The sequence below is a fragment of the Hallerella sp. genome (genome assembly GCF_022776125.1).
GTDB lineage: Bacteria > Fibrobacterota > Fibrobacteria > Fibrobacterales > Fibrobacteraceae > Hallerella > Hallerella succinigenes.
Window position 1 is genome coordinate 14,675 of sequence record NZ_JALFIA010000048.1, and the last position, 20,944, is coordinate 35,618.

The following is a 20,944-nucleotide window of genomic DNA, read 5'->3' on the forward strand; positions in this document are numbered from 1 at the left end:
TAGCGATGATTACTCTCATAGTTCTCCTGTGCTTTTTTGCTTTACTGGCCTCGAGTCTCTTTGGAAAAGAAAAAGAGTTCCGGTTTTGCTCTATAATTGCTGGAATGCTGTTTTTTCCTCACGTCATCGCTTTCCGAAATTCTCCTTATATAGCCCCACAAACTTTATTTCTCTATCTTCCATTATTCTTTGAATATTTTTGTGACACAAGAGGATTTTCAAAAGCGTTCAAGAACTTCCCGCTCAAAATACCTCTCATTATCTTTGCGATAACCAGTTTCATTACCGCAGCCTCAACTGCAGGAAACTTTTTCAAAAATATATACGACATGTTCCGCTATGTTTTTGATAACTATGCATTCTTGTTTCTCGCTTATTGGTTTGGACTTCATATTCCCGCAAAAAAAATCCTGCAAGCATTATTTATCCCCATATTTATTTTTTGCGCATTCGGGTTCGTTGAATTTCTACTTAACGAAAATATGCCGTACAAGTACATCTGCTCCGCGTTTCCGATATATCAAGGAATTTACAATTTAAGCACATCCATTTCCATTAGTCAGTCATGGCGTTCTCGCATTTGCATCACAACGCATCACCCAAATACATTGACGCCAATGCTGTTCTGTTTCATCTACCTTCTATTCCCGCAACTCAAAAAATTTTCTCTCAAATTCAAATTTCTGTTCTTAATCTTATGCTCGCTAGTTTTTATCGCAGGATCAAGAACGGGTATGATTTGCCTTATCGGATTCTTTGGACTTTATTTTTTCAAAAAATTTTCTCCCGCCATCAAAATTGCCATTGTCGTCACAATTTTACTTGTAGGATCTTATAAAGTTTACTCTGTCATCAACTACTTTGATTCAGGCAACGGCAGCTCAATTTCAATGAGATCGCAACAGTTCTTGTATACAGCAGTTTTATTCTTGCAAAAACCAATTACCGGCAACGGAACCGGTTACATGGGAGACAACATTTTCGAAGTAAATGCCTATGGAGAAAAAACATTAACCAACACCTCCATTGGAGCCCTTGAATCTTTTTTATTTCGAATTTTAATCGACTTTGGTTTAATTGGATTATTTTCCCAATTACTCATTATTATAAGCCTACTATTTTTTTTCCACAAAAAATCCCATCTATACACGGGCACAAGCGGTTTTTTCATAACAGCATCTTGTTATGCTTTTATTTTCCTTGCCGGCGATAGTGTAGGGACACTTCGCTTTATGTTCCTCACCATCGGTTTTTGCTTAGGCAATTGTAAAGCAGCTAGCCTTCCCGAAGAAGATGCCACAATGGAAATCGAAGATCAAAAAGACTTATTCAAAAATCCAGATTATTTGGAAAGCGATTCCAACAACGCCAACAATCTGTCCGATGCCGACGAATCTTTATAATAATTGAACTCGGACGGACCTTCATTCCTATTTTCCGGCAAATGCGAAAGGAAGTGTTCTAATTCTGCTAGATTCACCAATACAGGCCCTGGCAGCAAGTCCTTTAAATTCGGAATAGTAAACCCACGACCATTTTTATACGAGCTAAAGTCGTCGCAAACAAATCCAATCGGTTTTCCAAGAATTTCATAATCCAACCAAACAGAAGAGAAATCCGTCAGCAAATAATCACAATTTCCGAGCAATGGATATAGTTGGCTTGTCAAATCTTTTTGCTTTAAAATGCGCAAATTGGAAAAACTAGGAAGTTCTGTCGTCTGCAAAAAATCCATTGGATGCAATTTGACAATCAGCAACTGTCGATGGATTTTCAAAAAACTATTCAGTTCCTCCAAATCGCAAATTGTCAGAAAAAGCAGTTGACCTTCATGAAACGCGCCATCCGTTCTTTGCTGAAGCAATGAATACCGATAAGTAGGCAGCCATATACCGACTTTGTCGTATTCTTGACGATTTATCTTCTGCTTTTCAAAAAAATCCGTTTCATCAAACAACAAGTCATTTCTCGGCTGACCGATCAGCAAAGTATGCTCTGCATCTTTTTTGAACGATTGCCCCATAATGTTTTTGAACATTTCACTCGTTGCTATAATATAATCCGAATAGGTAACCCATGTTGTCGTCGGATCCATAAACTCAATTCGTTTTAAAGGCATCCCATGCCAAAGATTTACAACGATCTTAGAAGACTTATCCGCTTGGTACTGTTCAAAAATCCCATGCGAAATAAAAAGATATCCTGCACGTAAAAAATACCAAAAGCCTAGAATCGACTTTTTATAAAAGACAGAGACATTTTTCTCAAGAATTTCAGCCTGGATCTTTTTTACCAAGCTTTTATCCGAAATCAGCCAAATAAAATGAACATCTGGCTTCTTTGCAACAACCTTACAGAAAAAACCATACGGATTATCTGTATAATCTGGAAAGCTGTTAAAAGCCCATATTTTTTTAGAAACGGGAAATATCTGAACCAGACTAGACAAAAGCCGATTTGCCAACACAGCTAAAATGCTCTTTAATTTTATCATAGAAATAACGAGTGGGTGATTTTTTCAAATATTTTTTTGCAATTTAGCTAATTATTTAAAACAGCAGCATCTTTTTTCAACTCCCATCCCTAATCGACCCATTCTTTTTTATCTTAGGCTTATAAATTTCATAGGGCGCCATGAACATTCTTTTTTTCTATCGGATTTATCCTAATTTCGGCGGAGTTGAGACTGTTACAACTGTCTTAGCCAACAAATTTGCTTCGGACGGAAATCAAGTGACAATTGTTTCCATAGAACAGCCCCATATGGAATTAAAATCGCAGCTGTCCGACGGCATCGATGTCTTAAAGCTGGGCTACCCCGTTTTTAGCACCGAAAACGTTCAAAAGTTGCACCAAATTCTGAAAGAACGCAAAATTGATATCCTTATCAACCAATGGGGTCTTCCCTATAAAACTACCCAGCTCTGCAATGCGGCCATTCGAGGACTTCCCTGCCATTTAATCAGCGTTCTTCATGGATCTCCTTACACAAGCAAAGTAATCCTCACGGCCCAAGACAAAGTCTCTTCCGCAAAGAACGTCTTTAAAAAAATCTTTTTTAAATGCATCCTTTTTGCAAAAGAACTTGTTATCAAAAAAAGCATTCGTTACAACATTGCCCATAACGAAAAATACATTCTGCTTTCCAAGAGTTTTATTCAACCGTTAATCCAGTATTCAAAAGTCAAACAGGTTGATGGTATTACAGCCATCGGAAATCCGATTACCATCCCAGTTGATTTAACCAATTTTTCACTCGAAAAAAAGAAAAAACAAATTCTGTATGCCGGGAGAATGGACTTTGAAAATAAACGAGTTAACAGAATCATTTCTGCTTGGCAACAAATTGCCCTTAAATACCCAGACTGGGAATTAATCCTTGTTGGCGATGGACCGCATAAACCCACTTTAATAGAGACCGTAAAAAAAGAAAACATTCCTCGCGTCACATTCTACGAATTTCAAGAAACAGCTCCTATTTCCTTTTATAAAGATGCTTCCATCTATATGCTAACTTCTGATTTAGAAGGTTTTGGACTTGTCATTTTAGAAAGCATGAGCTTTGGCGTCGTCCCTGTCGTGTACGGATCCTACGAAGCCGTTTATGACATTATCGAAGACGGAAAATCCGGCTTTATTACACCGAAGCCCTATTCCGAAACCTATACAGTTCAACGCATTGAAAAGCTTATTCAAGATGACCAATTGAGAAAAAAAATGGCTCATTACGCAATGGAAAGAGCCACAAAGTTTTCTCTAGATTCAGTAGTTCATCAGTGGTACACCCTATTTAAAGAACTCTGATCAATCGTTCTTGAATCGATCGCAAAAGAATTCTATCGGGAACAATAAAGCTGCTTTCAAATAACGCTTACGCGTATGGGGTTCCTTATACATACGATAAATGTAACGAATGCCCAAGGTATTGATCAAGTAAGGGTAAAATTCAGGCGAACCATTCTGAGCAATCTGATGGAAAAAACCTCCGCAGGAAAATCCTATTCCCTTAAACCCAGCCTTTTTCAAATCCATCAAATAAAAATCCTGAACGACAGAGCCCATGCCTACAACGACAAAATCTGGCTGCAAATCCATAATACGCTGAATAGACTGACTTCGTTCTTCTACACTATCAAAGTAACCGTCACGAAACTCAACCACATTTAGATCAGGATAGTTTTTCTTTATCAGATCATTTGCAATGCCGATGTATTCTTTTTCTGCACCAATGAAATAAACCGTTTTACGATATTCACAAGCATATTCAAAGAATTTCTTCGCAAGCGAAGTCATATCAAAGCTATAGCGCTGTATTTTCTTTCCATAAAAGAAAGAAATAAACATCACTAACAAGCCCCCATCAGCAAACAAACCGTCAACATCTCCATATTTATCTTGATATTGACGCACGTGCAAATAAGAAACAGGATTCAAAAATGAATATATCTTTCCCGTTCTTGTAAAAATCTCCTCAACCGATAATTCGCTTGACTGGATGATCTTTTGAATGAGCTTTTTCATAAGCCTACTCCATCATTCCTAGTTGCAAAGCAAAATTATTCCGCCTTTCCCTTACCGACATTTGCAACATCAAACCCAATATCGCGAAGTGCGGCCGCATCCAAAATATTACGCCCGTCATACACGAAAGCAGGCTTAGCCATGCCCTTGTAAATGCGTTTCCAATCGAGTTCCGCAAAGCACTTCCATTCCGTGCAAACGACCACGGCATGGGCGCCTTCTGCGGCCTTGTAAGGGTCTTCTTCAAATTCAACCTGGGAGAGAACATCGGCCAAATCGCGCTTGGCATCGTGGATTGCCTTCGGGTCCGTCACCACCGGATGGGCGTGTTCGGCAAGCAAATCACGTACCACGAGGTTCGCAGGGCTTTCACGGGTATCACCCGTATTCGCCTTAAATGCAAAGCCAAAAACCGCAATCTTCTTGCCGGCAATTGTGTTGAACATGTGTTCAAGCATACTGCTTATGACACGGTGCGTCTGCCATTCGTTGATCTTGACAACGCTTTCCCAATAAGCGGCAACTTCCGGAAGTCCGTAATAGCCGCAAAGGTAAACGAGATTCAGAATGTCCTTCTTGAAGCAACTACCGCCAAAGCCGATCGAAGCCTTGAGGAACTTCGACCCGATACGGTGGTCCTTGCCCATCACAAAGGCGACTTCATCCACGTCAGCACCGGTCTTTTCGCAAAGGGCGCTGATCGAGTTAATCGAGCTGATACGCTGGGCGAGGAAAGCGTTTGCTGTGAGCTTCGTGAGCTCCGAGCTCCACAGGTTCGTCGTCAGAATGCGATCCTTCGGCACCCAGTGTGCATAAATATCGACCACCTTCTGCAGAGCGGCAAAGCCGGACTTCGTCTGGTGGCTTCCAATCAAAACGCGATCCGGTTCAAACAGATCTTTGATCGCCGTTCCTTCGGCGAGGAATTCCGGATTCGAAAGGACTTCGAAATGGAGTCCCTTGTCGTTCGAATTCAAAATGCGTTCCATCGCAGCCGCGGTGCGAACCGGGAGCGTGGATTTTTCTACGATAATTTTGTCGTTCGTCGCCACTTCGAGGATTTCACGAGCGGTCTTTTCCCAGTACTGCAAGTCGCTAGCCTTTCCGGCACCACGGCCAAAAGTCTTTGTCGGGGTATTGACGCTCACAAAGATGATGTCCGCTTCACGAACGGCATTCGGAATATCCGTGCTGAAGAAAAGGTTGCGGCCTCGGGCACGCTTCACCACTTCATCGAGTCCCGGTTCAAAAATCGGAAGGTTGTCGCTATTCCAAGCATCAATACGAGCCTGATTGATATCGACTACAGTCACTTTCACGTCCGGACATTTGTCCGCGATAACGGTCATCGTCGGACCACCGACATAGCCGGCTCCGATGCATAAAATCTTTGTATTGAATTCCATAGCGCCCCAAAATTAGCATTTTTCTCAATTCAGGAGTTCGAATAAAAGCAAAAAAAAAGAATTAAGGCGTTTTCTAAAAAATCTGTAACAGAAATTACCTTTCCAACACCCTGATTCGTTCTTTTCCCGAGTTTATTAGCTCCGTTTTCATTTTTTTACATTCTAAAAGATTTTTTTATACCTAAAATCCCAGCTTATACCGGCGATTCCCCACAGATCGTAGCCGTTTTCGCCCGAGATATGGTCCAGGTTTTTATACCGGCGAATTCCACCGCCTAGCTTTGCGGCAAAACCCTTCCACAGAACAATCCCATAGGTCAAGTCGGCCACATATTGGCGTTCCACAATCCCAGAAAGCGTGCGTTTGCTCTGCAAAGCGACATCGTAATCCGTTGTCAAATCCTTGTCGCCCTGACGCAGCCAGGCAAGTTCTAAAGCAAGCGAATGACGTCCATACAGCCAGTCCACGGTAAACCAAAGATCCTTCGCATCCGGGCCTCGACGGTAGCCGAGCGGATAGTCCACAAAGAACATGTCCGCAAAATCCGCATCCGACTGGTCGCGGTAATTCGAACGGTACATGCGACGGCTCGTGTACTTGAGAAGCGGCAAGCGTTCATTGCCCGCCGCCGGATCCGTCAGCACCGCATCCAGGCGAAAATTAAAATCGCCATAGCGTTCCGTTTTCACTTGTTGATTGTAGCCGACCATGTGACTTGTGATTCCGCGATTGGAATTTTCACCCGTTTCGCCGACCGGACTTTTCACTTCATCGATCGCCAGTTGATAATAGAAATTTGCCAAGCGATTCGGGCGAAGGCCTAGTTCCAAAGTCGCATTCGACTTGGTGTAGCCCGTCGCATAATTATTATGCCAGAACATGAACGGATTCAGGGTGCGGAATTCCACTTGTTTTCCGCCGATCACCGACTGCTCAATGACATAGAACCAAAAGTGCTTAAAGTCCACACCTAAGCGGTGGTAGACCAACGTCTTGTACGGATCCGTGTACTGACGCTTGCGCTGATTGTCGATTTGCAGATTCGCCTGTTTCCAGACTTCTGTCGTCGAATCTACTTTCCCGCCGACCACATCCGGAGTCCCATGCAAATGCGCATTCAACGAGCTCAAAAAGAAGTCGTAGCGGAGAAACCCCGGGCAAAATTTCCAAAGGAACGCGTCGTGGTAAGGAGCGCCGCCCAAGGTCAAAGAATTCGGACTCGGTCCAAGCTCCGGCTTAAAGCGCCCCGCCTGCACAAAACCGACTCCGTAATCCCACTTTGCATAGGCATTCGTCGGCACGTTAATGTCCAAATTGTCTGGTACAATCGTCGTATTCGTGGACAGATCGTCTTCATACCACGCTTCAATATCCTTGCGCAACGGAAAGTCGAAGTAAATAGAAAAGTCTTCGTAAGTACCGCCGATAAAAAGGCTAAAGAACGGCTCAATCGTCTGCTCGTACTGGCGACCGGTTTCGAGCGGAATTTGAAGGGCGAGCCAACTAGAACTAAAATGGTCCACCGTATCCGTCGCAAAAACGCTTGCCTTCGGCGCACCGTAAAAGCCAGCAGAGATTTTCGTTCCAATAAAAGCGGATGTTTCCGAAGCCAAAGCCTGAGACGCGCACAGGGCTATCTCCGCCGCCAAAAAAAACTTTCCCTTTCGTCCGAAAATTTCCATGCGCTTCAAGATAGAATTCTTCGACCAAGAAATTCGCAGAATCCGATTTTTTACCCTTTTTCGGGGCCCTAGAAGTCCTTTTTCAAGATTTCGCAAAATCCCGTTCTGCGATTTATGTTATTCCAAATAAACGAAATTCTCCTTTTGCCATTTTTGGACACACTTAAATCCCTTTTTTCGTCGGAAAAGTTTTCTTTTCTAACTTTAAGGGTATGATTTTTCGTCGCTTTTTAAAAATGAGTCTTCGCACGGTTGGAAGTATCCTCGCGGTCGCCGCATTGGACGTTTCAAGTGCAAGCGCCGCATCGCCCATTATTTCTAGCGAACACATGCGCAATCTAAAACAGCTAGAAACGACGCCGTTGCTCTTTGAATTGCACCGTCAAACGACCACCGATGCGGAACAGATGTTCTACTATCCGCGTCGTGACTCAAACTGGCGCAAGAATTTTGACGCAAACGATGGGCGTGCCGTACTCGGTTATAAAGACAATCGGCAAGCGATTGCGGCAAGCCTTGTCGGCGGCATGGATTATCGCGGAGGCGAAACCCTTGGCGACACAATCTGGCCGGGCCTCGACGGAGGACTTTATTTGCGCGGCTACCGCGATTCCGTGGAATTTATGCTCGACGCCCGCATTTATGTGGAAAGCCATTCCGCCAACTACCCGAAATCCTTCGACAAGGAATTCGTTGAATTTCAAAAGGAAGAAAACAACAGCGGTGTTGAATACGCAAGTTACGCCCGTTACCGCGGCATGATTGCTGCCAACCTCGGCTTTGGACGTCTCATGCTCGCCCGCAACGTTTTCCACTTCGGTCCGGGTTACTACAACAACCTGACTCTCAACCAATATGCGCTTCCATATAACACGCTCTCGTTTGAATTCCACGTCGGTCCGCTTTCCGTCATCAGCTTGTACGGTGACCTGCGCATTTACCCGAACAGCATGAGCAATAAGAACACGAATGACCGAAACCTTTACGCACACCGTTACGAGTTGAACCTCGGCAACCTCGTTCTCGGTATGAGCGAAACCCAGATTCTCTACAATGAAAACAAGCCGTGGCTTTTTGTTCCGATTGTCCCGCTTTTCATGGAAAAGGGAAACTTTTCCGAAGACAATAACAACGGAGCTCTTGCCTTCGATGCCAACTACCGTCTGTTCAACCTCGCAAGAATCTACACGGAATTCTACATCGACGATTTTGAAAGCCCGATCAGCCTTCTCAAGAACGACAACATCGAAGCCAAGTGGGCTTGGATGGCCGGTGCACAAATCGGCAAGGATTTCGACATCCACGGCTACAAGCTCGAAGCAGGCGCCCTTGCGGAATACGCTCGCGTCGAGCCTTATGTATACAGCCACTTCCATTCGAACACGGCTCAGGCGGCCCACCTCGGCGAACCTCTCGGCAACCCGAACGGTCCAAACAGCCAAACGATCGACTTTGCCTTGTACGGCAGATTCGCCAAACGCATCAACGTGAACCTGCGCAACACGTGGCTTTGGAAGGGCACCGACTACGGCAGCGCCGTGAACGATACAACTCCGACATCAAACCATTACAAGCTTCCCAAAAAGTTCCTCGACGGAGCCAAGATGAAGTACTCGCTTTCCCCGGCGATCAGCTATGACGGCGACTACTTCTTCTACATGCTTGAATTGACCCTTTTCAACGATGAAAAAATTTATACGCGGTTAGGTTTCAAATGGTAAGCTCTTACAAGCCCGAACTTTTAGCGCCGGCAGGCGATTTAAAACGCATGGAATACGCGCTCGCCTACGGTGCAGATGCGGTCTATGCTGGGCAACCGGCATTCTCGCTTCGCGCCCGTGAAAACGGTTTCCGCTCCTTGGACGATCTCGCCAAGGGCATCGAAATCTGCCATGCCAAGGGCAAGCGTTTCCATTTGACAAGCAACGTCATTTCGCGCAACTCCAAGGTCGCTCCATTCCAAAAGGCGCTCCTCGAAGCTTGCAAACTCGGCCCAGACGCTTTGATCGTCGCCGATCCGGGAATCATCCAGTTCATTCACAAGGAATGCCCGGAAATTCCCATCCACCTGTCTGTGCAGGCGAACACGACAAACTACTTGACCGCCCAATTCTGGCAGTCGATGGGCGTTTCCCGCATCATTCTTTCCCGCGAACTCCGCCTGGGCGAAATCCTTGAAATCAAGGAAAAATGTCCTGGACTTGAACTCGAAGTTTTTGTTCATGGCAATGTTTGCATGGCGATGTCCGGACGCTGCATGCTCAGCAACTGGACGACGCACCGCGACGCTAACCAGGGCATGTGCAACAACTCTTGCCGCATGCCGTACCGCCTTTACGCAAACCCCGAAGTCCAGTCCGACGACTACCAGGCCCACGTGGGAGAATTCTTCCTTGAACGCACAAACGCCACCGAAGGCCGTGCCGCAGAACTCATCGGGCTCGACGAAGACAGATGGGGAACATACTTTATGAGCAGCCGAGACCTTTGCGCCCTCGACTCCATTCCGGACCTCGTCAACGCGCAACTTTCGAGTTTTAAGATCGAAGGCAGAACGCGCAGCGTCTATTACCTTTCTTCTGTCGTGCACGCTTACCGCAAAGCGATCGACGCCGCGATGAAAGGCGAACCCATTCCTCAGGAATCCCGCGAACTGATTTCCGACACGGACAGCCGCGGCCGCATGCCGGGATTTTTCAAAGGTCCTCTGCCGCAGAATTACGAAGCGACGCAGGAACCTTCCAAAACAGGCGCCGTCGCCGCACAGATTGACCACATTGAAGCGGACGGTTCTGTTTTTGTACAGATCAAAAATAAGATCGAGCGCAACTCGAGGCTCTGCTGGCTTGACCCGGAAAACCACGAAGAAGTGTCGATAGCCGACTTGAAAAACGTGAAAAACGAATCTATCGACGCCCTGCATCCAGGAACAAACGGTCTAATTCGACTGAATTCCGATGTGACAAAACGCACGAAATTTGAAAATTTTGCATTTTTAGTTTTGAAAAAAGATTAATTCCACGCACTTAGAGATAGATTTGATATCATGGAAGATTCTAGCGACTACGAATGCAAGCAAAGTAAGATTTTTCGCGACTTTGACAAAGCCTATGCAGAAGGCAAGCTGGACTATTTGAAACAGCTCTTTCTTCCGTATATTCTGAACAATATCGCCGATCTTTATGCCTTCAAGCAAGAGAAGATGAAACAGTTTCTTGAAGCCTTGGACATGCATCAGATTTTGAAGCTTTATCTTTATTATAAACAGATGCCCATCGACATGCGCCGCTACATGGAAGGTCAAAGCCAATCCATCAAGGAAGCGATTGCAGACACGAACAAAGAGCGCCAAACCGCCGTGTCCGATTGGATCAAAGAGCATGCAGCCCGTCATCGCGATGTCACCATCAAGACCCAGTGTCTCTTCTTTGAAAAGATTGCAGACCAGGTGATTCCGCCGATCGAAAAGGCTCTCGCCGATTACGAATCCTCCTTAAAATCGTAATCAAAGCTCCTACAAATGAAGCAAAGATATTCCCGAAGCATTTCGGGAATCTTTTTTATGTTGGCTAGAATTCTTTTTTCTAGCTTTGCTTGCGCTATGAGTGAAGAAATTTCTCAAAATTCTGCCGCAGAACAGGCTGCCCAAGAACCGATGAATCCGTTTTTAAATCCGGTCCACATTGTGGAACCCGAAAACAAACTTCCGGATTACACCTTTAACGATTTGCCCGCCGACCTCAAGGCGACTCTCGAAAAGCACGGTTGGTCGGACCTGATGCCCGTGCAGCGCAAGACAATGCCGTACATGCTCGCCGCCCGCGATATGCTCGTCCAATCCAAGACGGGGTCGGGAAAGACCGGCGCATTCGTTCTTCCGCTGATCCAGGTGATCGTCCGTGAACACAAATTCCCGCAAGCTTTGATTCTTGTTCCGACGCGTGAACTCGCTCAGCAGGTTGAAGAAGAAATTGAAAAGCTCGCCGAAGGCACAGGCATCAAGTCAGTCGCCATCTTCGGTGGTGTCGGTTACGAACCGCAGCTCCGCACTCTCCGCGAAGGCGTCCACATTATCGTCGCGACTCCGGGCCGTCTTTTGGACCACGCCCAGCGCGGGAACGTCGACTTTCTTTCCGTCCGCGACCTCATCATGGACGAGGCGGACGAAATGCTCTCCATGGGATTCTACCCGGACATGCAACGCATTCGCCGTTACTTGCCAAAGGATATCGCCTGCACCATGTTCAGTGCAACGATTCCGCAAACGGTGAAGAGCCTTGCCCGAGAATTCCAGCGCAAGAATGCCGGATTCCTCTCCCTAAGCTACGACAAGGTCATCGCAAACAATCTGGAACACCGCTACTACATGTGCGATGTGATGGACAAGGACAAGATGACGATCAAGGTGCTCGAATTGGAAAATCCGGACAGCTGCATGATTTTCTGCAACATGAAGCGCGACGTGAGCTACCTTGAACAGGTGCTTTCTAATTACGGCTTCAGCGTCGGAGCGCTTTCCGGTGACATCTCACAGAAGCTGCGTGAAAAAACGCTCGCCGCCTTCCGCAACAAAAAACTCAACATTTTGATTTGCACGGACGTTGCCGCACGCGGTATCGACGTCACCCACGTTACCCACGTCATCATATACGACCACCCGGACGATCACGAAGTTTACGTGCATCGCAGTGGACGTACCGCACGTGCCGGTCGTAGCGGCGTCGCCATTTCTCTCATCACGCCCGTGGAAGAAATTGAACTTCAAAAAACAGCCGTGGATTTCGGCATCCAGTTTATCAAAATGCCGGCAATTACGGAAGAAGAGCTCGCAAACCGCATCCGTCAGCGCGCAGCCGCTGAACTCGACCGCGAAAAGCGCGTGCTCGGACAAATGAAGAAGGAACGCCTACGCCGATTCCTGCCTCTCGTAGACGAATTGGCATCCAACCCGGAAGACAAGGAAGTTCTCGCTTATCTTCTCGACAAGTTCTATTGGAAAGAAGATGACAAGAAAAAATTCAAGCGAGAACAAGAAGGGACAAACTAAATGTCTAGAATCAAGGTCAAGACAAAAAAAGAAATCGAACTGATCCGTTCCGCAGGCGCCCTCGCTGCAGAAACTCTCGTCCGCGCAGGCGAAATGTGCAAACCGGGCGTGAACACACTTGAAATCGACGAATTCATCGCCGACTTCACGAACAAGCACGGCGGCATCTCGGCGGACTTCGGCTACTACGGCTATCCGCGTTATGCTTGCATCAGCATCAACGAAGTTGTCTGCCATGGTATTCCGAGCAAGGACACGATCTTGAAAGACGGCGACATCGTGAACATCGACATCACGACAATCCTCAATGGCTACCACGGCGACTGCTCCGCCATGTTCTGCGTCGGCAACGTCAGCGAACAGGCTAAGGATCTCGTCAAGGTGACCAAGGAATGCATGGAAGAAGGCATCCGCGCCGCCGCTATGCCGAAGGCTCGTTTCTCTGACATCGGCTGCGCCATTCAACCGTATGCCGAAGATCACGGCTACTCGGTCGTTCGCGATTACTGCGGTCACGGCATCGGCCGTGGCTTCCACGAAGAACCGAACGTTCTCCACTACGCGAACCGCGAAATCAACAACATGATCGAAATCGGCAACGTGTTCACCATCGAACCGATGATTAACGCCGGCAAGCCCGACATCAAGCAATTGAGCGACGGCTGGACTGTAGTGACCTCGGACGGAAGCCTTTCCGCCCAGTGGGAACACACCATGGTGAAAACGAAGGACGGCATCGACATTTTGACACTCCCGAGGTAATCGTGCTCGGCGGCGCAAGAGACACCGTTATCAAGAAAGTTCTGCAGGACCATCCCGCGGTCAAGCGCCTCGGGACAATCCACGAATTTTCTTTAAACACAAATGAACACACCTGCGACTTGAACATCGGACTTGTCGGGGAACCTTACCCGCTCCGCTTTTCTGCAGAATATACCATTACCAAAACTCCGGAAGGAGCTGATTTTCGCATTTCCAAGATTCACTGCGAAAAGCCCTGGATTGAAGAAATTTTGAAGATGATCTTCGAAGCGAAAGGAAATTCGATCCACCTCCCCATCACCGGTCTTGCGGCAAAGCTCGTTTTGACATTTTTATAGTAATTTAAAACTATGGATTTGCACTTCAAGCTGAAAGACTACTTCTCGGAAATTCCGAATTCGGGACTTTCCCCGCTCGACAATCCCGACGAAAAGATCAAACGGATGACGGAAACCGCCGCACTCAAGGCTGCGGTCGTGAGCGCCTCCCTCTCTGCCCCAGGCGGCGTCGTGGGCCTCATTTCCACCCTTCCGGACCTCGCCGCGATTTGGCGCATCCAGGCGCAGCTCGTTGCAGACATCGCAGCCGTCTATGGAAAGCTCGGTTACCTGACAAAGCAGTCCCTCGTTTGGTGCCTTTGCAAGCAGTCCGTCTTCCAAGTCGGCCGGGACGTTGCAGTCCGAGCAGGGACACATCTTTTGTTCAAAAAGTCCCCTCTCAAGGCTCTGACACGGGCTCTTCCCGTCATCGGAGCGGTGAGCAGCGGAGCCTATGCCGCCTACGATACCTACGGCGTCGCTAAAGTCGCCAAGGCCTACTTCAGCAGTATCGAATCCGGCGAAATTTCGCAAATTTAACCCTCTTTAAACTCAATCAGGGCCTATTTCAGGACTCCTTTTAAATAAAGCCTTGAGCCAACCCCAAAATTTTTCTATTTTGGGCGCCAGTTTTATCAAACTTTTCACGGAAACAAAAATGAAAGATATCCAACACCATAGAAACATCGGTATCTCTGCCCACATTGACTCGGGTAAGACTACCCTCACCGAACGTATCCTCTATTTCACAAAGCGTATTCACGCAATCCACGAAGTTCGTGGTAAAGACGGCGTCGGCGCTACGATGGACTCCATGGAACTCGAACGCGAACGCGGCATCACGATTCAGTCTGCAGCCACCTTCGCTAACTGGACTCACACGATTACCGGCGAAAAGGACACTATCAACATCATCGATACCCCGGGGCACGTGGACTTCACGATTGAAGTGGAACGCTCCCTCCGCGTGTTGGACGGTGCAATCCTCGTTTTGACCGGCGTGGAAGGCGTCCAGTCTCAGTCCATCACTGTTGACCGTCAGATGAAGCGCTATCACGTCCCGCGCGTCGTGTTCGTCAACAAGTGCGACCGTTCCGGCGCAAACCCGCTCCGCGTGGCTGTGATGCTCAAGGAAAAGCTCAATCACAAGCCGATCGTTATGCAGATCCCCATCGGCCTCGAAGACCAGCTCAAGGGCGTGGTCGACCTTGTCGAAATGAAGGCATACTACTTCGAAGGCGCTAACGGCGACGACGTCCGTATCACCGACATCCCGGACGAACTCAAGGATCAGGCTCAGGAATACCGTGAAAAGCTCGTTGACTGCTGCGCAGATTACAACGACACAATCATGGAACTTGCTATGGAAGGCAAGTACGGCGTGGATGAAATCGACAAGGATCTCCTCAAGAAGACCATCCGCGAACAGACGATTTCCCTCGAACTCACCCCGGTCTTCATGGGCTCCGCTCACAAGAACATCGGCGTTCAGAAGCTCCTCGACGGCGTTATCGACTACCTCCCGAATCCGACCGAAGTCGAAAACAAGGCTCTCGATATCGACAACAACGAACAGGAAGTTGTTCTCAAGAGCGAAGACAACGCTCCGCTCGTTTGCTACGCGTTCAAGCTCGTCAACGACCGCTATGGCCAGTTGACCTACATCCGCGTTTATCAGGGTACAATCAAGAAGGGCGACTCCATTGTCAACATGGCAACCGGCAAGAAGGTTGGCGTTGGCCGTCTCGTCCGTATGCACGCAGACGAAATGGTGGACATTACCGAAGCCGGCGCAGGCGACATCGTCGCTTTGTTCGGCATCGATTGCGCATCCGGTACGACCTTTACCGATGGCAAGAACAAGTTCAACATGACTTCTATGCACGTCCCGAATCCGGTGATCGAACTCGTGATCGAAGCTAAGAACCGTGACGAACTCGACAACATGTCCAAGGCTCTCAACCGCTTCACAAAGGAAGACCCGACGTTCCAAGTCGAAGTCGACAAGGAATCTGGCCAGACGATCATCAAGGGTATGGGTGAACTTCACCTCGACGTTTACATCGAACGTATGCGTCGTGAATACCACGTTGACGTCCAGACCGGTGCCCCGCAGGTGGCTTACCGTGAAACCATCACCCGCGCTTCTAAGTTCGAATACACGCACAAGAAGCAGACCGGAGGTTCGGGACAGTTCGCTAAGATCATCGGTGAAATGCGTCCGATGGAAGTCGAAGGCGATGCTGAAAACACGTACAAGTTTGTGAACTCCGTCGTGGGTGGCCGCATTCCTAAGGAATACATCCCGTCCTGCGATAAGGGTTTCCAGAGCTGCATGGAAGCAGGTTCCTTGATTGGCTTCCCGGTCGTCGGCATCGAAATGGAAGTCACGGATGGTGCATACCACGAAGTCGACTCCTCTGATATGGCGTTCCAGATCTGCGCCCGTATGGCATTCCGTCAGGCTTTCGAAAAGGCTGGCGCTCAGATCCTCGAACCGATCATGAAGGTCGAAATCACGACCCCGACCGAATTCCAGGGTAACGTTGTGGGTAACATCTCCCAGCGTCGCGGTAACATCGTCGGCACCACGGAAGAACGTGGCGAAACCACGATCGAAGCAGAAGTTCCGCTTTCCGAAATGTTCGGTTACGCAACGGACCTCCGCTCCATGACTCAGGGTAAGGCTGAATTCACCATGGAATTCAAGAAGTACGCCCCGGTTCCGCGCAACATTCAGGAAGAACTCATCAAGAAGTACGGTGACAAGGCCAAGGCCGGTCAGCGCTAATCTTTTCGAAGTTCAGAGAATTAAAAAGGCGAGCTCGCAAGAGCCCGCCTTTTTTAATGCGATAACAAAGAGAGATTTTTCCGTCGTGCTCCAACGAGAAGTGCAGGGCGCCTGCCCTGCACTTCAGCTAGGAGGATGATCAATGAAACAAGTCGGGTACGCGCCCCGATTGCCCTACCCTACGGTTTGCTCCAGCATCCCTTCGCTAAACCAAGGCAGTCGGGCCGCGCCCCTTACCTATTAAACTAAAACAACAAAAATCCAGAATCAAGAAAAATCAGCACGAGCATTAGACCAACTCGGAACATATAAATTTGGAATTTGCGAATTTTGAAAAAAGAGCCCGCCTTGCGACGGACTCTTTTTATACTCACGGCGGGAATCGAACCCACGACCCACTGCTTAGAAGGCAGTTGCTCTATCCAACTGAGCTACGCGAGCCAATTTTTGCCAAACATAGAAAAAATTTTTCAAAGATACACCCTTCTACTTGATTTTCCTACACAGATTTTACAATTCAGCACTTGCCAATTTCCACGTTCTTGCTACATTCCTTTCTGAGCCTCGGAATGGTGCGCATGGACATTTGATTTTCAAATGTCTTTTTCTATAAGGAGAAATGCACCATGGCAAAAAACGAAAAGATGTCCGAGATCCGCGAGTTCTTCAGCGGCCACACCTACCTGGACCCTACCTACGACCCCGCCTTCAAGGAGTTCTTCGGCGACGAGGAAACGCTAAAAAGTTTCCTCAACGGACTTCTGCACCTGGAAGGCGACAACCGCATCAGGCGGCTCACGTTCAAGTTCGAAGAGGAAATCCGCTTCCGCACGCCCTACCCGAAGAACCTCACCTTCGACATTTTCGCCACCTCGGAAAACGGACGTTTCTTCGATATCGAGATGCAGAAGGCGAACCACGCGTTCTTCATCGACCGCGCCATTCTCTACAACGCCTTCCTCACCATCCGGGCGAAGCAGGAGATGGAACGCTCGCCGGAGTACATGGCGCTCGGCTTTGACGAGCAGCGCAAGCGCCGCTACGAGCTGCCCGACACGGTGTCCATCTGGATTTGCAACTTCGACCTGCCCGAAACGGGCGGCGAAGCCATCGACCGTTGGAACGTGTATAGCAAGAATGCGCTCCGTCGCGGGAATGCGGAACCGGTTTCGCCGAAAAATAGTTATATTATCGTAAACCTTCCGCGATTCACCAAGTCGGCGGACAAGCTGGAACGGCCCGAGGAAAAATGGCTCTACCTGCTCAAGAACGCGGGTTCAAGCGAGGCGCTTCCGGACTTCGGGCACGGCATCTTCGATTCGGCGCTGGAACGCATCAAGGTAGATTACGTGAAGGACGACTTTTTAAGCGTACAGGAGAAGGCTATGATAGCACAGGAAGAAATCGACTGTCGCATCGCCGAAGGGCGTATCGACGCCCGCAAGGAAGGCCGCGAAGAAGGCCGCGAAGAAGGCCGCGAAGAAGGCCGCAAGGAAGGCCGTGCGGAAGGACATAAAGATGGACTTGCAGATGGAATCAGCATTTTTGAGTCTCTTGGCGTTTCTCGGGAACTGCTGGACAAAGCAAGGCAAATTGCGGCAGAAAAGCAGAAATAAGTAAAGGCGGATCAAGTCCGCCTTATTTTGTACATTATCCATTGTCAATCACTGCCGCGTTTAGCGCCGATGTTCGTCAACGGGAAAAACTGCATATTCAGGCGGTAAACCTCATCGGTCCGCTCTGCTTCGGTGGCAATCGCCACGATACGTCTACGGCATTCGGCAAGTTCGCGGACAATGCGCCCGTAATTTTCCCGGGTAATGCCAATGGTAAGCCCGGTAATGTCGCGCCCCTCGGTGCTTTCGTTTTTAAGCGCATCGACGGCAAGCTCCGCCATCTGGATTTGTAAGTCATGGGCAATCATACGCTTCACCGGAGACATCGCTTTTCCCATTTTTAAGGAGCGTTCCGTTTGCCTAAAATTTCCATTCTCCTTTTCTAAATAACCCGCCCGCTCTAAAAAATCAAGGATTTTTTTGACCTCACCCGTCGAAATCCGGCGACGCGAAGCCAAAGAAATCCGCTTTGCCGAGGCATTCGGCATGGCCTGAGCCAGTTCCCGAACGAGCAGATTTTTCCACGATTTAAAAAGTCCATATTCATCGGCAATGGCGTTTTTCACATGGCTTTCTTCCGAAAACCGTAAAAACGCTTCAAGCGTTTTTTTCTTGCTATCGATGTCATTTACACTACCAAAAGAAACAAGACGTTTGAAAAATTCCGATTCAACGTTCGAAAGATTCATGGCGTTTGCCACTTGCAGCGCCGAAGTTTCGCTCAGGTTCTTTTTGCCTTCGCACACATACTGCAAAAACACCGGAGAAGAAAAACCGGCAAGCTTTGCAAACGCCCCCCAGGAAAACCCGGACAGCGCCTTTCGCTCGGCATAAAAATCTCGGATATATTTCCGATAATCCATGTATTCCGTAATCGGTGCCATAACCTCATATCTATATTCAAAATCTAAAAATTCAAATATTTGGAATATAAAAATTTATGATTTTAGTATAAAATGCCAATTTTTACTAAAAATTATAAATATTCAATCATAAAATAGAATATAAAATAAATGTTTCCCATTCAATTTCGGATTTTCCAAGAGCCTATTTTTTGAAAAATAAAACAAAATCATGACACTTTTCCTTTTTTGTTTATACATATTCAATAAAGGTGCCGGTGGCACCCAAACTTTTGAAAAGGAACCATATGCTTTCGTATCAAGACGCCTATAAGATCGCCGCTGAAGTCCACAAGGGACAAAAGGACAAGGCGGGCGGCCCGTACATCGATTTTTTGCAGAATGTCGCGGATTACCTTAAAAGCAAGGGAGAGCCAGAAGAAGTCCAGGTCCTCGCCGTCTTGCAGGACGTCCTTACCGATTCCACGAAAAAGACCCCGGCTGACATCCTTCAGCTGGGTGTTCCTGCCGATATGGTTGCTCGTATTCAGAAGATGACCCACATCAAGAACCAATCTTGGATCGACGAATACAGCTGCAAGCTAATGGCAGAAGGCACTCCGGCTGAAGAAGCAACCTATGAAGCCCGCGAAAAGGAATTCGTGGAATTTGTTTCGACGCTCAAGGACGACCCGATGGCTGTCAAGGCAAAGAGCGCTATTCTGCATGTGCTTCTCGACGACAAGTACACGCGCCACGACCATCGCGAACTGAAAAACCAGTTCCGCATTCGTAAATACCAGCGCGCGATTGAGGCTCTCGAAGCGTAAGCTTAAAAACACGTTTTTAAAAGTCCTGCTCCTTGCAGGGCTTTTTTATTTCTTCAAAGCCCATGTAGCCGGACATATTGCAATTTGTTATCTTTTCCGCGTATTAAATTAGCGCTAAACAACATTTAGCACAAAACCTCACAAGGAACACAACCATGGCAAATAAAGTCTACAACTTTAGCGCAGGACCTTCGGTTCTGCCGGAACAGGCACTCAAGGAAGCATCTGCTGCATGCATCGACTTCGAAAACAGCGGCATCAGCATTCTCTCTATGAGTCACCGTTCAAAGCCAATCGATAACATGTTCGCAGAGACCGAAGAATACCTTCGTGAATTGATGGGCATTCCTGAAAACTACGACATCGTGTTCCTCGGCGGTGGCTGCTCTCTCTTGTTCTGCATGCTCCCGATGAACTTCCTGAACCAGGACGCTACGGCTGACTACGCTCTTACCGGCGTGTGGGCCAACAAGGCCTGCAAGGAAGCCAAGCTGTTCGGCAACGTAAACGTGGCTTGCGATACCAAGTCCGAAACCTACAGCCGCATCGAAAAGAACCTGAACCTTTCCGACAACGCCAGCTACCTCCACATTACCGCCAACAATACTATCTACGGCACGGAATGGCAGAGCTTCCCGAAGCCGAAGTCCGGCTTCCTCATGGCCGATGTGAGCTCCGACTTCCTCGCCCGCAAGATCAACGTATCTGACTTCGGCGTGATCTACGGTGGAGCACAGAAGAACATCAGCTGCGCAGGCGTGACGGTGACGATTATCCGCAAGGACCTTCTCGGCAAGGTCGATCGCACGATTCCAACTATGCTCAACTTCCAGACCCACATTGACGCAAAGAACATGTTCAACACGCCTCCGGTATTCGCCGTCTACGTAATGAACCGTACTCTCAAGTGGCTCAAGGAATTCGGCGGCGTCGAAGCGATTGAAAAGCTCAACCGCGAAAAGGCGGCTCTCCTCTACAGCGCACTCGACGCCTCTAAGGTGTTCGTCGGTACCGCTGCGAAGGAAGACCGTTCTATTATGAACGTTCCGTTCGTTTTCAACAAGGACGTCGTCGCAGCCGACAAGGCAGACGATCTCGCTAAGGAATTCCTTGAATTCGCTAAGGCCCG

18 protein-coding genes and 1 tRNA gene are annotated in these 20,944 nt (G+C 47.9%); 13 read left to right on the forward strand and 6 right to left on the reverse strand.

What is annotated here, in order from left to right:
- The first annotated feature begins 5 nt into the window (after positions 1–5).
- Positions 6–1,403, forward strand: coding sequence for an O-antigen ligase family protein (locus MR847_RS05920; RefSeq protein ID WP_287723214.1), 1,398 nt, complete (start codon positions 6–8; stop codon positions 1,401–1,403).
- On the opposite strand, the gene MR847_RS05925 is transcribed toward MR847_RS05920, so the two are convergent.
- Positions 1,343–2,449 (reverse strand): CDP-glycerol glycerophosphotransferase family protein, encoded by a 1,107-nt coding sequence (locus MR847_RS05925; protein WP_287723215.1) that lies wholly within the window; start codon positions 2,447–2,449, stop codon positions 1,343–1,345. The two genes, MR847_RS05920 and MR847_RS05925, sit on opposite strands and share 61 nt — an antisense overlap.
- Before the next feature lie 185 nt (positions 2,450–2,634).
- Between MR847_RS05925 and MR847_RS05930 the strand changes: the two genes are divergently transcribed.
- Positions 2,635–3,804, forward strand: coding sequence for a glycosyltransferase (locus tag MR847_RS05930; RefSeq protein WP_287723216.1), 1,170 nt, complete (start codon positions 2,635–2,637; stop codon positions 3,802–3,804).
- Here MR847_RS05930 and MR847_RS05935 read toward each other — a convergent pair whose 3' ends face one another.
- The 3 genes from MR847_RS05935 to MR847_RS05945 form a co-directional block, all read right to left on the reverse strand.
- Positions 3,805–4,521 (reverse strand): WecB/TagA/CpsF family glycosyltransferase, encoded by a 717-nt coding sequence (locus tag MR847_RS05935; protein ID WP_287723217.1) that lies wholly within the window; start codon positions 4,519–4,521, stop codon positions 3,805–3,807.
- 35 nt (positions 4,522–4,556) lie between these two features.
- Positions 4,557–5,927 (reverse strand): nucleotide sugar dehydrogenase, encoded by a 1,371-nt coding sequence (locus MR847_RS05940; RefSeq protein WP_287723218.1) that lies wholly within the window; start codon positions 5,925–5,927, stop codon positions 4,557–4,559.
- A 162-nt stretch (positions 5,928–6,089) separates the two neighbouring features.
- On the reverse strand, positions 6,090–7,610 hold the full coding sequence (locus MR847_RS05945) for a hypothetical protein (protein ID WP_287723219.1): 1,521 nt from the start codon (positions 7,608–7,610) through the stop codon (positions 6,090–6,092).
- 212 nt (positions 7,611–7,822) lie between these two features.
- Here MR847_RS05945 and MR847_RS05950 point away from each other — a divergent pair, with 212 nt between their 5' ends.
- The 8 genes from MR847_RS05950 to fusA all read left to right on the forward strand — a co-directional run bounded on the left by MR847_RS05950 (position 7,823) and on the right by fusA (position 16,527).
- Positions 7,823–9,331, forward strand: coding sequence for a hypothetical protein (locus MR847_RS05950; RefSeq protein ID WP_287723220.1), 1,509 nt, complete (start codon positions 7,823–7,825; stop codon positions 9,329–9,331).
- The gene (locus MR847_RS05955) at positions 9,325–10,626 is read left to right on the forward strand and encodes a U32 family peptidase (protein ID WP_100425560.1); all 1,302 of its coding nucleotides are present in this window, start codon (positions 9,325–9,327) and stop codon (positions 10,624–10,626) included. Before MR847_RS05950 ends, MR847_RS05955 begins: the two co-directional genes overlap by 7 nt.
- Positions 10,627–10,656: 30 nt before the next feature.
- On the forward strand, positions 10,657–11,115 hold the full coding sequence (locus tag MR847_RS05960) for a hypothetical protein (protein WP_100425559.1): 459 nt from the start codon (positions 10,657–10,659) through the stop codon (positions 11,113–11,115).
- 96 nt (positions 11,116–11,211) lie between these two features.
- Positions 11,212–12,657, forward strand: coding sequence for a DEAD/DEAH box helicase (locus tag MR847_RS05965; protein ID WP_100426796.1), 1,446 nt, complete (start codon positions 11,212–11,214; stop codon positions 12,655–12,657).
- Positions 12,658–13,419, forward strand: coding sequence for a type I methionyl aminopeptidase (map, locus tag MR847_RS05970; RefSeq protein WP_106519847.1), 762 nt, complete (start codon positions 12,658–12,660; stop codon positions 13,417–13,419).
- Between the two features lie 2 nt (positions 13,420–13,421).
- Positions 13,422–13,757 carry a hypothetical protein gene (locus MR847_RS05975; RefSeq protein WP_287723221.1) on the forward strand — a complete coding sequence of 112 codons (336 nt, stop codon included), beginning with the start codon at positions 13,422–13,424 and terminating at the stop codon, positions 13,755–13,757.
- A gap of 12 nt (positions 13,758–13,769) precedes the next feature.
- Complete coding sequence (locus tag MR847_RS05980) at positions 13,770–14,276, forward strand: hypothetical protein (protein ID WP_287723222.1); 507 nt, start codon at positions 13,770–13,772, stop codon at positions 14,274–14,276.
- Positions 14,277–14,394: 118 nt separating this feature from the next.
- Positions 14,395–16,527 (forward strand): elongation factor G, encoded by a 2,133-nt coding sequence (gene fusA / locus MR847_RS05985; RefSeq protein ID WP_100426795.1) that lies wholly within the window; start codon positions 14,395–14,397, stop codon positions 16,525–16,527.
- Between the two features lie 367 nt (positions 16,528–16,894).
- Here fusA and MR847_RS05990 read toward each other — a convergent pair.
- Positions 16,895–16,968 (reverse strand) — tRNA-Arg (locus MR847_RS05990).
- Positions 16,969–17,153: 185 nt separating this feature from the next.
- Between MR847_RS05990 and MR847_RS05995 the strand changes: the two genes are divergently transcribed.
- Positions 17,154–18,143 (forward strand): Rpn family recombination-promoting nuclease/putative transposase, encoded by a 990-nt coding sequence (locus MR847_RS05995; protein WP_287723223.1) that lies wholly within the window; start codon positions 17,154–17,156, stop codon positions 18,141–18,143.
- Positions 18,144–18,187: 44 nt separating this feature from the next.
- On the opposite strand, the gene MR847_RS06000 is transcribed toward MR847_RS05995, so the two are convergent.
- Entirely contained in the window at positions 18,188–19,027 is an 840-nt protein-coding gene (locus tag MR847_RS06000) for a TIGR02147 family protein (RefSeq protein WP_100425554.1), read from the reverse strand.
- Between the two features lie 266 nt (positions 19,028–19,293).
- Between MR847_RS06000 and MR847_RS06005 the strand changes: the two genes are divergently transcribed.
- Both MR847_RS06005 and serC read left to right on the forward strand, forming a co-directional pair.
- Positions 19,294–19,815 carry an HD domain-containing protein gene (locus tag MR847_RS06005; RefSeq protein WP_100425553.1) on the forward strand — a complete coding sequence of 174 codons (522 nt, stop codon included), beginning with the start codon at positions 19,294–19,296 and terminating at the stop codon, positions 19,813–19,815.
- A gap of 155 nt (positions 19,816–19,970) precedes the next feature.
- Positions 19,971–20,944: 3-phosphoserine/phosphohydroxythreonine transaminase (serC, locus tag MR847_RS06010; RefSeq protein WP_287723224.1), on the forward strand; the 974-nt coding region annotated here is incomplete at its 3' end.

Bases quoted from the DNA above. Each gene is read 5' to 3' on its own strand.
- MR847_RS05920 (WP_287723214.1), top strand. From the start codon at position 6: ATGATTACTCTCATAGTTCTCCTGTGCTTTTTTGCTTTACTGGCCTCG.
- MR847_RS05930 (WP_287723216.1), top strand. From the start codon at position 2,635: ATGAACATTCTTTTTTTCTATCGGATTTATCCTAATTTCGGCGGAGTT.
- MR847_RS05935 (WP_287723217.1), bottom strand. From the start codon at position 4,521: ATGAAAAAGCTCATTCAAAAGATCATCCAGTCAAGCGAATTATCGGTT.
- MR847_RS05940 (WP_287723218.1), bottom strand. From the start codon at position 5,927: ATGGAATTCAATACAAAGATTTTATGCATCGGAGCCGGCTATGTCGGT.
- MR847_RS05945 (WP_287723219.1), bottom strand. From the start codon at position 7,610: ATGGAAATTTTCGGACGAAAGGGAAAGTTTTTTTTGGCGGCGGAGATA.
- MR847_RS05950 (WP_287723220.1), top strand. From the start codon at position 7,823: ATGATTTTTCGTCGCTTTTTAAAAATGAGTCTTCGCACGGTTGGAAGT.
- MR847_RS05955 (WP_100425560.1), top strand. From the start codon at position 9,325: ATGGTAAGCTCTTACAAGCCCGAACTTTTAGCGCCGGCAGGCGATTTA.
- MR847_RS05960 (WP_100425559.1), top strand. From the start codon at position 10,657: ATGGAAGATTCTAGCGACTACGAATGCAAGCAAAGTAAGATTTTTCGC.
- MR847_RS05965 (WP_100426796.1), top strand. From the start codon at position 11,212: ATGAGTGAAGAAATTTCTCAAAATTCTGCCGCAGAACAGGCTGCCCAA.
- map (WP_106519847.1), top strand. From the start codon at position 12,658: ATGTCTAGAATCAAGGTCAAGACAAAAAAAGAAATCGAACTGATCCGT.
- MR847_RS05980 (WP_287723222.1), top strand. From the start codon at position 13,770: ATGGATTTGCACTTCAAGCTGAAAGACTACTTCTCGGAAATTCCGAAT.
- fusA (WP_100426795.1), top strand. From the start codon at position 14,395: ATGAAAGATATCCAACACCATAGAAACATCGGTATCTCTGCCCACATT.
- MR847_RS05995 (WP_287723223.1), top strand. From the start codon at position 17,154: ATGGCAAAAAACGAAAAGATGTCCGAGATCCGCGAGTTCTTCAGCGGC.
- MR847_RS06000 (WP_100425554.1), bottom strand. From the start codon at position 19,027: ATGGCACCGATTACGGAATACATGGATTATCGGAAATATATCCGAGAT.
- MR847_RS06005 (WP_100425553.1), top strand. From the start codon at position 19,294: ATGCTTTCGTATCAAGACGCCTATAAGATCGCCGCTGAAGTCCACAAG.